At 72.5% G+C, this 12,549-nt stretch carries 10 protein-coding genes and 1 pseudogene; 7 read left to right on the forward strand and 4 right to left on the reverse strand.

All coding sequences use genetic code 11. The features are described 5' to 3' along the window. The first annotated feature begins 111 nt into the window (after window positions 1-111). From JKV81_RS29030 to JKV81_RS29040, 3 genes are all read left to right on the forward strand, one after another. Entirely contained in the window at window positions 112-1,671 is a 1,560-nt protein-coding gene (locus JKV81_RS29030; protein ID WP_202078595.1) for a pectate lyase family protein, read from the forward strand. A 285-nt stretch (window positions 1,672-1,956) separates the two neighbouring features. Next, window positions 1,957-3,183: a cysteine desulfurase-like protein gene (locus tag JKV81_RS29035; protein WP_202078597.1), complete on the forward strand. Its 1,227-nt coding sequence runs from the start codon at window positions 1,957-1,959 to the stop codon at window positions 3,181-3,183. Between the two features lie 235 nt (window positions 3,184-3,418). Beyond that, complete coding sequence (locus JKV81_RS29040) at window positions 3,419-4,747, forward strand: enolase C-terminal domain-like protein (protein ID WP_202078599.1); 1,329 nt, start codon at window positions 3,419-3,421, stop codon at window positions 4,745-4,747. A 25-nt stretch (window positions 4,748-4,772) separates the two neighbouring features. On the opposite strand, the gene JKV81_RS29045 is transcribed toward JKV81_RS29040, so the two are convergent. Continuing rightward, a complete protein-coding gene (locus JKV81_RS29045; protein ID WP_202078601.1) occupies window positions 4,773-5,648 on the reverse strand; it encodes an SDR family NAD(P)-dependent oxidoreductase in 876 nt (291 codons plus the stop codon). A 146-nt stretch (window positions 5,649-5,794) separates the two neighbouring features. Between JKV81_RS29045 and JKV81_RS29050 the strand changes: the two genes are divergently transcribed. After that, window positions 5,795-6,721, forward strand: a complete 927-nt coding sequence (locus tag JKV81_RS29050; RefSeq protein WP_202078603.1) for a LysR family transcriptional regulator — start codon at window positions 5,795-5,797, stop codon at window positions 6,719-6,721. A gap of 25 nt (window positions 6,722-6,746) precedes the next feature. On the opposite strand, the gene JKV81_RS29055 is transcribed toward JKV81_RS29050, so the two are convergent. Both JKV81_RS29055 and leuA read right to left on the reverse strand, forming a co-directional pair. Beyond that, the gene (locus JKV81_RS29055) at window positions 6,747-7,547 is read right to left on the reverse strand and encodes an ABC transporter ATP-binding protein (RefSeq protein ID WP_202078605.1); all 801 of its coding nucleotides are present in this window, start codon (window positions 7,545-7,547) and stop codon (window positions 6,747-6,749) included. Further along, window positions 7,544-9,360: pseudogene (leuA, locus tag JKV81_RS29060) on the reverse strand (2-isopropylmalate synthase). Before leuA ends, JKV81_RS29055 begins: the two are co-directional and overlap by 4 nt. A 204-nt stretch (window positions 9,361-9,564) precedes the next feature. Between leuA and JKV81_RS29065 the strand changes: the two are divergent. Together JKV81_RS29065 and JKV81_RS29070 are read left to right on the forward strand one after the other, a co-directional pair. Then, entirely contained in the window at window positions 9,565-10,254 is a 690-nt protein-coding gene (locus JKV81_RS29065; protein WP_202078607.1) for a FadR/GntR family transcriptional regulator, read from the forward strand. A 32-nt stretch (window positions 10,255-10,286) separates the two neighbouring features. Continuing rightward, window positions 10,287-10,715 carry an NUDIX hydrolase gene (locus JKV81_RS29070; protein ID WP_202078609.1) on the forward strand — a complete coding sequence of 143 codons (429 nt, stop codon included), beginning with the start codon at window positions 10,287-10,289 and terminating at the stop codon, window positions 10,713-10,715. A 70-nt stretch (window positions 10,716-10,785) separates the two neighbouring features. Here the strand turns inward: JKV81_RS29070 and JKV81_RS29075 are convergent, their stop codons facing one another. Next, window positions 10,786-11,757 (reverse strand): DUF8832 domain-containing protein, encoded by a 972-nt coding sequence (locus JKV81_RS29075; RefSeq protein WP_236058058.1) that lies wholly within the window; start codon window positions 11,755-11,757, stop codon window positions 10,786-10,788. 218 nt (window positions 11,758-11,975) lie between these two features. Between JKV81_RS29075 and JKV81_RS29080 the strand changes: the two genes are divergently transcribed. Then, window positions 11,976-12,549, forward strand: a 574-nt coding sequence (locus JKV81_RS29080; RefSeq protein WP_202078611.1) for a cation transporter, incomplete at its 3' end; no start/stop codon positions are given.

Genomic DNA, 12,549 nt, shown 5'->3' on the forward strand with positions numbered 1-12,549 from the left:
GAGAAGCGCACGCGTCAAGCCGGCGTGAGCCGCCCGTCGACGGCAGCTCCGCCGGTCCGCCGTTGCGACCGCGGCGACACCCAGCACGTGAAGACGAATGGGGACACGAAGATGAGACGACCAGTCGCGCTGCGACTCAACGCCGCCCTGGCCACCCTGGCCGTGGCGGCCGCGACCGGCGTGGTGCTGTCGATGCCCGAGGCGGCGTCGGCGGCGGTGACCGGGAGCGCCACCGGGTACGCGACCCAGAACGGCGGGACCACCGGCGGCGCCGGCGGGACGACGGTGCGGGCCACCACGGGTACGGCGATCCACACGGCCCTCTGCAACCGGGCCAGCAGCAGCACCCCGATCACCATCGAGGTCGAGGGCACGATCAACCACGGCAACACCGCCAAGGTGTCCGGCGACAGCTGCAACACCGCAGCCGGCGTGATCGAGCTCAAGCAGATCAGCAACGTCACGATCGTCGGCGTCGGCAGCGGAGCCGTCTTCGACCAGCTGGGCATCCACATCCGCCAGTCCAGCAACATCATCATTCAGAACGTGACCGTCAAGAACGTCAAGAAGTCCGGCTCGCCCACCTCCAACGGCGGTGACGCCATCGGTATGGAGAGCGACGTCCGCAACGTCTGGGTCGACCACACCACCCTCGAGGCGTCGGGCGGTGAGTCGGAGGGGTTCGACGGCCTCTTCGACATGAAGGCCAACACCCAGTACGTCACGCTGTCCTACAGCACCCTGCGCAACTCCGGCCGCGGCGGCCTGGTCGGGTCCAGCGAGACCGAGCTCTCCAACGGCTACATCACGTACCACCACAACCTGTACGAGAACATCGACTCGCGGGTACCCCTGCTGCGCGGCGGCATCGCCCACATCTACAACAACTACTACGTGAAGCTCAACGAGTCCGGCATCAACTCCCGGGCGGGCGCCCGCGCCAAGGTGGACAACAACTACTTCAAGGACTCCAAGGACGTCCTGGGCACGTTCTACACCGACGCGGCCGGATACTGGCAGGTCAGCGGCAACACCTTCGACAACGTGACCTGGTCCGCGCCCGGCAGCGAGAACAACCCGGCCGGTCCCGACCCGAAGTCCAACACCACCGTCAGCATCCCCTACGCGTACAGCCTCGACGCCGCGAGCTGCGTGCCGGGCATCGTGACGGCGACGGCCGGTGCCAACAAGGGGCTGAAGGTCTCGGACGGCAACTGCTCGCCGCAGACGCCGGACCCGACGACCGGCCCGACGGACCCGACACCGGATCCGACGGACCCCACGCCCGACCCCACCCAGCCCAGCGGCACCAACCTCAGCCTGGACGCCGGTGCCGACGGTTCCAGCAAGGCCTCCGGTACCAGCTACGGCAACGTACGGGACGGTGACCTGAGCACCTACTGGTCGCCGGCCGGAGCGACCGGTTCCGTCTCGGTCAAGTGGGGGAGCGCCACCTCGGTCTCCAGGATCAACATCCGTGAGGCGTCGGGATCCACCGGCGCCATCGGGTCCTGGAGGGTCCTCAACGGTGACACCGGCGCCGTGCTGAAATCCGGCAGCGGGGCGGGCGTCATCGCGGTGCCGCCGACCTCACTGAAGAAGATCACCTTCGAGATCACCGGCTCCACGGGGACGCCGAAGGTGGCCGAGTTCGAGACGTACGCCGGATAGTTGGGGCGGTCCCGGCGCACCGTCGTCCGGGACCGTGACCCCGCCGCCCGACCCGTCCGGGACGGGGGCCGTCGGACGCGACGGCCCCCGTTCGCGTGGGCGGGTCCGTGTGCGGTCCGTGTGCGCCGGGGGAGCGAGGGCTGCGGACGCGCCCGGGGGCGGTGACCGGGTGCGGGCCCTGTGGTGGAATCGGCGGACCGGCCCGGCCGGTCCGGGGACCCGGCGGGTCGGCCCGGTGCCCGGCACCGTCGGCGCCGCCCGTCCTTTCTCCCCCTGGAGCACCCCTTGAGCAGTGAGAGCGCCCGTACCGGCGACACCCTCGACGTACAGGCGATCCGTGCCTGCTTCCCCGCCCTGAAGGCGGGGACCGCCCGCTTCGACGCACCCGGCGGCACCCAGACTCCCCAGCAGGTGATCGACGCGATCACCGAGTCCCTCACCCGTCCGCTGGCCAACCGCGGTGTGCTCACCGAGGGCGCGCGCAACGCCGAGGCCCTCGTGACCGGCGCCCGGCAGGCCCTGGCCGATCTCCTCGGCTCGGAGCCCGGCGCCGTGGTGTTCGGCCGCAGCGCCACACAGCTCGTCTACGACCTGGCGCGCACCCTGGCCAAGGAGTGGGGCCCGGGGGACGAGGTGGTGGTCTCGCGTCTGGACCACGACTCGAACATACGGCCATGGATCCAGGCCGCCGAGGCGGTGGGCGCGACGGTCCGGTGGGCCGACTTCGACCCCGGGACGGGGGAGTTCGAGCCGGAGCACCTCCAGGCCGTGCTCTCCGGCCGTACCCGGCTCGTCGCCGTCACCGCCGCCTCCAACCTCATCGGCACCTGCCCCGACGTCCCCGCCCTCGCGGAGCTGGCGCACGGCGCCGGCGCGCTGCTCCACGTCGACGCCGTGCACTACGCCTCGCACGCCACCGTCGACCTGGCCGCACTCGGCGCGGACACCCTGGTCTGCTCGCCGTACAAATTCCTCGGACCGCATCTCGGCGTACTGACCGGGCGGAGCGAACTGCTCCACAGCCTGCGGCCGGACAAACTGCTGCCCTCCAGCGACGCCGTGCCCGAGCGCTTCGAGCTGGGCACGCTTCCCTACGAACTCCTGGTGGGCGCGACGGCGGCTGTTGACTTCCTCGCCGGCCTCGCCCCCGGCCCGGGAAGCCGGCGGGAACGGCTGGTCCGCGCGTTCACGGCGCTCACCGCGCACGAGGACCGGCTGCGCGGACGCATCGAGGCCGGCCTCGCCGCGCTGGACGGCGTCACGGTCCACTCCCGCGCCCGACGGCGCACCCCGACCACCCTGTTCACCGTGGCCGGCAGGACCCCGGGGGACGTCTCCCGGCAGCTGGCCGAGCGCGGCGTCGACGCACCGGCCGGATCCTTCTACGCGTGGGAGGCCTCCCGCAGGCTCGGACTGGGCGAGGAGGGCGGTGTCCGGGTCGGTCTCGCGCCCTACACCTGCGACGACGACGTCGACCGCCTCCTGGACGCGCTCGACGTGCCCCGCCGGTGACGGACTGAACGAGCGGCGGAACCGGGGCGCCGGGGGCGGAGGGCAGGGCGCTCGCCCCCGGCGCGGCCATTGACCGGGGCGCGTTCACACGCCTAATCTCAGTTCTCATACATGTATGACATCTGCATACGGAGATGAGTGCTGTGGGTGGTCCAGCGCGGCGGACCCCGGCGTCCCCGGCCTCCGCACCTCTCCCCGCCCGGCGCCCCTCTCGCACCCAAGGAACCCGACCCGTATGAATCAGCCGACCGTCACCCACTTCGCCGTCTATCCCGTCGCGGGACGGGACAGCATGGAGCTGAACCTCTCCGGCGCCCACGGCCCGTTCTTCACGCGCAACATCGTCGTGCTCACGGACTCCGAAGGCCGTACGGGACTGGGGGAAGTGCCCGGCGGCGAGAAGATCACCCGGACCCTGCGCGACGCAGAGCCGCTGGTCGTCGGCGCGAAGCTGGGCGACTACAAGCGGGTGCTGCGCGAGATCGGGAGCCGGTTCGCGGGCCGGGACACCGGCGGACGCGGTGCGCAGACCTTCGACCTGCGGACCACCGTGCACGCGGTCACCGCCGTCGAGTCGGCGCTGCTCGACCTGCTGGGCCGGCACCTCGGCGTGCCGGTGGCGGCGCTGCTCGGTGACGGCCGGCAGCGGGATTCCGTACGGGTGCTGGGCTACCTCTTCTACGTCGGCGACCCCGACCGCACCGACCTGGAGTACGTCCGCGATCCGGGCGCCGACGTCGACTGGTACCGCGTCCGCCACGAGGAGGCGCTCACCCCCGAGGCGATCGTCCGCCAGGCCGAGGCGGCCCACGAGCTGTACGGCTTCCGGGACTTCAAGCTCAAGGGCGGGGTCCTCGCGGGCGCGGAGGAGGTCCGGGCCGTCCGCGCCCTCAAGGACCGCTTCCCCGAAGCGCGGATCACCCTGGACCCGAACGGCGCCTGGTCCCTGCGCGAGGCGGTCGAGCTGTGCTCCCCGCTGGTGGACACCCTCGCGTACGCCGAGGATCCCTGTGGGGCGGAGGACGGCTACTCGGGGCGGGAGGTCCTCGCCGAGTTCCGCCGGGCCACCGGCCTTCCGACCGCGACCAACATGATCGCCACCGACTGGCGCCAGCTGACCCACGCCCTGGCCCTCCAGTCGGTGTCCATCCCGCTGGCCGACCCGCACTTCTGGACCATGCAGGGCTCCGTGCGCGTGGCCCAGCTCTGCAACGCCATGGGTCTGACCTGGGGATGCCACTCCAACAACCACTTCGACATCTCACTGGCCATGATCACGCACTGCGGTGCCGCCGCCCCGGGGGAGTACAACGCCCTGGACACACACTGGATCTGGCAGGAGGGCCTGGAGCGGCTCACCGTCGAACCGCCGCGCATCGAGGGCGGTGAGATCGCCGTCCCCGACGCCCCCGGCCTGGGCGTCGAGCTCGACATGGACCGTCTCCTCGCGGCCCACGAGCTCTACCGCAAGGAGGCGTTGGGGGCGCGGGACGACGCCCGGGCCATGCAGTACCTCGTGCCCGGCTGGACGTTCGACACCAAACGGCCCTGCCTGGTGCGGTAGCCCCTGACCGTGAAAAGACGCCCCGTCAGGATGCTTGTTCCGCCGCCGCCATGAGCTCAGTCGTCCACCGGCGCACGGCCTTTGTGACCTCGGGGGTGACGAACGCCAGGAGCGTGTCGTCCACCGTCCCGTCGGGCCCCACGACCAGACCGGTGCGCCCGTCCAGCGCCGGGTCGAGGGCGGCGATCAGGGGGCCCGTCGCGGCGGCGGCGACGGGAGCCGACACACCCTTCTGGATCTGCTCCCAGAAGGGCCGCATGGCCGGCGGCAGGATGTCGAGGGTCATCAGCGCCGCGTTGCCCGTCGCGGCGGCCCCGGGGTCGGCGGCGATCACCGAGATGCCTCTGGGCGCGAGACGCCCGGCGAGCTCCACCGAGTGCGCGAGATGGGCCAGCTTGGCCCGTCCCGTCGCGGGCAGGCCGTAGTGGGGGCCCGGCGGTTCGGCGTCCTCGAACACGGCCTGGGCGGCGGTGATGGCGGACGACGTGACGTTCACGACGCGGCTCGGGGCCGCTGCGGCGAGCGCGTCGAGCAGCGTCTCGGTGAGGACGTACGGAGACAGGTGGTTGAGGGCGATGCTCCCCTCGATGCCCTCTGGGCTCACCCACCGCTCGGTCCACATGCCGCCCACGTTGTTCACCAGCAGGTTCAGCGCACCTTCGGCGGCGAGGTGCTCTCCCAGCCGCCTGGTCGCGGCCAGGGACGACAGATCCGCGCGGACGAAACGGCCGGCGGGCCGCCCGGCGGCCTCGTCGACGCGGGCCACCGCAGCCTCCCCCCGTGCCGGGTCGCGTGCGACGAGCGTGACGTCCCATCCCCGGCGCGCCAGGCCGAGCGCCGTCTCCAGACCTATGCCGCCGGTACCGGCCGTCACCACTGCCCTCGGGGCGTGCTCAGTCATCCCGTACTCCCATGTCGGTGCCTCGTCCGTGGGCGGTCGCCCTCCGTCCGTGGACCCAGCAGACAGCGCCGAAGTCGATCATGGAAGTTCCGATCCGGCATGGCCCAATGCCCCACCGGCATGCCCACAGGTGGGAGAATGTCCGCATGGGTGATGTGGAGATCCGGCAGGTCCACTACTTCATCGCCGTGGCGGAGGAGGGCAATTTCACCCGCGCCGCGCAACGGCTGGCGATGACACAGCCCGCACTCTCCCGGGCGGTCCTGGCCCTGGAGAGAACCCTCGGCGCCACGCTGCTGCTGCGCACCCCGAAGGGCGTCACGCTCACCGCCGCAGGTCACGCGATGCTCGAGGAGGGCAGGACCCTGCTGGCCCAGGCGGGAAACGTGACGTCGCGGGTACGCCGGGCCGCCGAGCAGCACGCCTCGGTGACGGTGACCGGCCCCGGGTGCGACGCCGCGCTGCTGGACCGGATGATCCGGTCGTACAACGAGGCCGGCCCGCAGCATCCGGCCCGGATGGCCGTCGGCACGATCGACGACCAGCTCGGCCGGCTCCGGTCGGGGCAGGCCGACATCGCCCTGTGGCGCGGGCCCGTACGGGACCACGGACTGAACGGCGTGGTGCTGCGCCGCGAGAGCATCCGCGTCCTGATGAGCGCCGGGCACCGGCTGGCCGGCCGGGAGACCTTGAGGATCGCCGACCTCGCCGGTGAGCCGCTGCTCGGCTGGGTGGGCCCGGGAGCCCAGCTCGACGACCCCGGTCTCTGGCCGGACGGACTGCCGGGCACACCGGGCCCCCAGGTGAGCGACGGCCTGCAGATGCTGGCGGTCGTCCGGCTCGGGCAGGCGGTCGCACTCGCCGCCCAGCTGCCGGACGGCGGCCGCGCACCCGAGGGGACCGTCAGCCTCCGCCTGGAGGACGGGCCGCTGGTGCCCCTGCGGCTCGTCTGGCCGAAGGAGCGGGCGACGCCGGGCATCCGGCGCTTCGTCAGGCACGCCGCCGCGTCGTTCCGGCTGCCGGGACAGACCGCCGCGGCTCAGCCTGCCCGGTCCGCGATCCGGGCCGGCTGACCCGTCCGGGGCCGACCCTCCCGGATCACCGCGGCCGGCGGTTCGTCCGTACGCTCCACCGGCCTTCGAAGCGGCTGAGGTGGACCGGGTGGTCGAAGCACTTGCTGACCTGATCGCTGGTCAGCACCTCGTCGGCGGGCCCCGATGCCAGGCACCGACCGTCCCGCAGCAGCATCACATGGGTCGTGCCCGGAGGCAGCTCCTCCAGGTGGTGCGTGACCAGCACCGACGCCAGCTCCGGCGAGCTCTGCTGAAGGGTGTCGAGCCGCTCGATCAGCTGCTCACGGCCCGCGACGTCCAGACCCGTCGCCGGTTCGTCCAGGAGCAGCAGCCGCGGTTGGGGCATCAGTGCCCGGGCGATCAGGGCGCGTCCCCGCTCGCCCTGCGACAGGGTCGGCCACCGCGCCTCGCGCCGCCCGGCGAGGCCCAGCAGACCGGTGAGGCTGTCGGCCAGTTCCAGCTGCTCGGCCGTGGGCCTCCAGCGCGGCAGGGGCTCGATGCTGTTGGTCAGGCCCGTCAGGACGACGTCCCTGACCCTCAGGGGTGTGCGCAGCGCGTGGCGCGGGTCGACATGGCCGACGTACGTACGCAGTTGGCGGAGGTCGACCCGCCCCAGCTCGTGGCCCAGGACCTCGACCGTGCCCCGGGTGGGGTGCGTGAGGGCCCCGAGGAGGCCGAGCAGCGTGCTCTTGCCGGCGCCGTTGGCACCGAGCAGGGCCCAGTGTTCGCCGGCCCGCGCGGTCAGCGACACCTCGCTCAGGATGTGGTTCCCGTCGCGTACGAGGTCCACGTCGCGGACACGGAGGACGGGAGGTGTGGCGGTCATCGGGTCTGTGCTCCAGTGCGGTTGACGGCGGCCATGACCGCCTGGACGGATGCGGCCAGGACCGAGGTGTCCCGGCCGGCGCCCCAGCGGGTGACCCCGTCCACGCGGCACTCGGCGTACGCGACGGCGGGGCTGCCCGGCCCGGTGGCGGTGGAATGCTGGGTGCAGCCCAGGACTTCGACCGGGACCCCGGCCGAACGCAGGGCGTCCGCCAGGGCGGCCTGCGGGCTGTTGCCGGTGCCCCGGCACGTGCGGACCCGCCCGCCGGTGCGCAGCTCACAGACGAACTCGTGCTCGCCGGGCCCGGTTTCCGAGGCCGTCCAGGAATCCAGCGTGAGCGTGCCGTCGTGGGCGGGGGTGAGGTAGGTGGTGCGGAAGAGCTCCCACAGCTCCTTGTGCGAGAGCTCGCGCCCGGTGCCGTCCGTGACGTACTGCACCGTCCGTGAGAAGTCCGGGCGCATCGCGCGCGGCAGGTCCAGTCCGTGGTGGGTGCGGAGCAGGTGGGCGATTCCCCCCTTCCCCGACTGGGAGTTGATGCGGATGACCTCTTCGTACGTACGGCCGATGTCGCCCGGGTCGATGGGCAGGTACGGCACCTCCCACGGCGCGTCCCCGGGGCTCACGCCGGACGCGGCGGCCCGCTCGGTGTGCAGGGCCATGCCCTTGGCGATGGCGTCCTGGTGGGTCCCGGAGAACGCGGTGTGCACGAGGTCGCCGCCGTAGGGGTGCCGGGGGTGGACCGGCAGCCGGTTGCAGTGCTCCACCACGTCACGGACGGCGTCGATGTCCGAGAAGTCGACCATCGGGTCGACGCCCTGCGCGTACAGGTTGAGGGCCAGCGTCACCAGGTCGACGTTGCCCGTGCGCTCGCCGTTGCCGAACAGGCAGCCCTCCACCCGCTGGGCTCCCGCCAGTACGGCGAGTTCGGCGCAGGCGACGCCCGTGCCCGGTCGTTGTGAGGGTGCACGGAGAGGATCACGGAGTCGCGTCGGGCCAGATGCCGGTGCATGTACTCGATCTGGTCGGCGTACACATCGGGCGTCGCGATCTCCACCGTGGCGGGCAGATTGTGGATCACCGGCCGGTCCGGGCTCGCCTCCCACAGCTCGGTGAGGCCGTCGCAGATCTCCAGGACGAAGTCCGGTTCGGTGAGGTTGAAGACCTCGGGGGAGAACTCGAACCGGATGTCCGCACCCGGACGTTCCCCGGCACGCCGCATCAGATGCGTGGCGGCCTCCCTGATCAGCGTGTGGACCTCGGCACGGGAGCGCCCCAGGACGACGTCCCGCCACACGGGCGCGGTGGCGGTGTAGAGGTGGATCAGGGTGCGGGGGAGTCCGTCGACGGAGTCGACGGTCCGGTCGATCAGGTCCGTGCGGGCGGGGGTGAACACGGAGATCGTCACGTCGTCGGGGACCGCGCCGCTCTCGGCGAGGTGACGTACGAAGTCGAAGTCGGTACGGCTGGCGGACGGGTAGCCGACCTCGATCTCCTTGAAGCCCATGGCGACCAGCAGGTCGAAGAAGCGGCGCTTGCGCGCGGTGTCCATGGGCTCGGCCAGCGCCTGGTTGCCGTCCCGCAGGTCGACGGGGACCCACAGCGGAGCCCGCTCCACCCGGCGTCCGGGCCAGGTGCGGTCCGCCAGGGGCAGCGCCACCCGGTCGTGGGCGGGGCGGTAGCGGTGGTGGGGCATCGAACTCGGGCGCTGGGGGTTCCAGGCCGGGGCGTCCGCCGGGAGTTCACCGGACGGCGTACGCAGAGTGGGGAACGCCGTGGTCCCGGAGGGGGCCGGCGGGACGAAGGAGGAGGTCATGCGGGAGAACTGCTTTCTTCGGCCGTGGAGCGACCGGCACAGCCCGACACCCGCTGCGGGGGGCCGGTCGGTCGTGTGTCAGGCCCCGCAGCGGCGGACGAGAAGAAGGAGCCCGTTCAGCGGCATGCCGGGTACAGTAGCCCCGAACCAACTCCTCAGACAACCTGAGGGGTGCCTCGCGAAGCGACTCGGGAAGTGACGCGTATGCCGCTGGGACCCCTGAGACCCTCGCCCCTGGTCGAGCAGGCCACCGAGCATCTGCGCGAGCAGATCACCGGAGGCTCCTGGCCGGTGGGGACGAAGCTCCCCGGCGAGACGACGCTGGCCGCGTCCCTCGGCGTCGGGCGCTCCACGGTCCGCGAGGCCCTGCGCGCGCTCGCCGGGGCGGGGCTGGTGCAGGCACGGCAGGGGGCGGGCGTCTTCGTCATCGCGGCCGAGCCCGAGGAGGACTGGGCGACACGGCTGCGCCGCGCCGCCGTCACCGACGTCTACGAGGTCCGCATCAGCATCGAGGTCGAGGCCGCGCGGCTGGCCGCGCGGCGCCGTACGGACGAGGACCTCGCCGCCCTCACCGCCGCCCTGGCCGGACGCCGCGCCGCCGCCGACGGGGGCGACGCCGCGTTCGTCGACGCGGACATCGCCCTGCACACCGCCGTGGTCGCGGCGGCCCACAACCCCGTACTCTCGGCCCTGTTCACCGAGTTCGTCCCCACGCTGCGCAAGGGGCTGATCGACATGCTCGAACTGCTCGGGCTGCGCTCCGGGGACCCGAACCACGGCGACGAGAGCCATGCGGCCCTGGTGGACGCGGTCGCGCGGGGAGACGCCGACGCTGCCGCCCACACGCTCCGCGAGGAACTGGAACAGACACTCACCCGGCTCACGTCGCTGTAGCGGCCGGTCGCCGGGGCCAGGAGGGGACGACGATGGACGGGCCGAGGATCCGTGTCGCCGCGTATGTGATCCGCCGCCGCGCGGTGCCGGAACTCCTGGTGTTCGACCATGTGGGCATGGCCGACGCCGGAACGCAGGTCCCCGCCGGGGGAGTCGAGCCGGGCGAGGAGATGTCGTACGCCGTCCTGCGGGAGGTCGCCGAGGAGACCGGCCTGCCGGACGCCACCGTGCTGCGGGAGGTCGCCGTGGACGAGCGGCCGCATCCGGAGACGCGCCGGCCGCGCAGGACCACCTTCTTCCTGCTGCGGGCCCCGGAGGACACCCCCGACGCGTGGCTTCACCGGGTGCGGGGTGACGGCGCCGATGCCGGCCTCACCTTCGCCTGCCGGTTCGAGCCCCTTCCGCTGCGCCGGCCGCTGGCCGACGGGCAGGACGCCTGGCTGGGGCAGGCCGGGATCTGAGGACCCCGCACCCGGGCCCGCGTCCCTGCGCGCGGACCCCACCGGTACCCGTGCCCCGACCCCGTACCCGTCAGTGCCCGTGGCCCCCGTCCTCGTGACCGCCCGGGGTGCTCTCCTCGTGTCCGTCCGGCGGTGTCGTGGGCGCGGGCGTGTCCGTCGCCGTTCCGGACGGGACGGTGAAGGCCACCGTGCGGACGACGCCGTCATGCTTGAAGTCCAGGAACAGCCGGTACGAGGCGGAGCTCGGAGCCGTCGCGGTGAACGACACCTCCGGGCCCGGCTCGGTGGAACCGTCGCCGGGTGCCCCGTCCGGGTGCACGTGCAGATAGGCGAGGTCGCCGGCGCGCAGGGCGACGAGGTGTCCGTACGCCCCGAGATAGGGCTGCAGATCGGTGACCGGGCGGCCGTCCTTCCGCACGGTGAACGTGAGCCGCTCCGGCACGCCGGGCCGCAGCGTGCCGTTCAAGGAGACCGTGTACCCGTCGGCCTCGGCCGTCCGGGCGGGCTTCGGGAGCTCCGCCGGCTTGTACGGCCCGGAGACGGCCAGATCGGCGCCCAGTGTGAGGTCCGGCGCGTTCTTGCCGGCGGGCGTGAAGTCGGCGAAGACCCGGTAGTCGCCCGCGGCGGGCAGCTCGACAGGGGTGCTCCACGTGCCGTCCGCCGCCCGGGTCGGATGCAGATGGCGGTAGGTGGCCAGATCGCGTGAGGCGAGGATCAGATGCAGCTCCTTGTCGTGCTCGCGCTGGAAGTCGGTGACCGGCCTGCCCGCCCGGTCGAGGACGGCGAAGCGCAGCTCGCTCCGCTCCTCCGCCTCCACGCGCGGAGTCTTCAGGTCGAGGGTGTAGCCGCCCTCGGAGATCTGGAGGCCCCCGGCCGGGGAGCCGGTGCCGCCGTCCTCGGCGTGCGGTGCGGAGCTCTCCGTATGGTCCGGGCGCTCGGCGGTGCCGGTTCCGGGGTCGACGGCGGCCCCGATGCCGTAGGCGGCACCGAAGGACGCCGCGAGTGCGGCGGTGAACGCGGTGATCTTCGCGGCGGGGTTCATGACTGCTCCTGTTGCTTCCTGAGCGGAGCGCTTCCCGGGAGGAGCGCTTCCTGAGCGGAGGCTCGCGACGGTCCGATGCCTCCAACCTATACCCTCCAGGGGTATGTGCAAGCAAGGTGGTCCGGACTTGAAATGTATACGGGTGGGGGGTATACCTGGATCGCGAGAGGGATACCCATGAGGGGTATACTGGGTCCCGTTCGGACGAGGAGCAGGCAATGACTCCAACCACCCCCGGCGCCGCCCGGGTCGAGCTCGCCATCGGCGGCATGACCTGCGCTTCGTGCGCGGCGCGGATCGAGAAGAAGCTCAACCGCATGGAGGGGGTCGAGGCCACCGTCAACTACGCCACCGAGAAGGCGCGGGTCGCGTTCGCCGAGGACGTCTCGGTCGACGACCTGATCGCCACGGTCGAGGCGACCGGCTACACCGCGCAGCCGCCGGCCCCGCCCCGTCCCGAGCCCGGGGACACCGGGACACCGGCCGCCGCCGGGGGTGAGGACGAGCGCGCCGACGGCGAGCTGCGGTCGCTGCGCCAGCGCCTCGTCACCGCGGTCCTGCTCGCCGCGCCGGTCATCGCGATGGCGATGATCCCGGCCCTCCAGTTCGAGTACTGGCAGTGGCTCTCCCTCACGCTGGCCGCCCCGGTCGTCACGTACGCCGCCTGGCCGTTCCACCGCGCCGCCTGGACCAACGCCAGGCACGGCGCGGCCACCATGGACACCCTGATCTCGGTCGGCACGTCGGCCGCGTTCCTGTGGTCGCTGTGGGCGCTGTTCTTCGGGACGGCCG

Origin of the sequence: Streptomyces silvae, from assembly GCF_016745505.1 — a bacterium.
GTDB lineage: Bacteria > Actinomycetota > Actinomycetes > Streptomycetales > Streptomycetaceae > Streptomyces > Streptomyces silvae.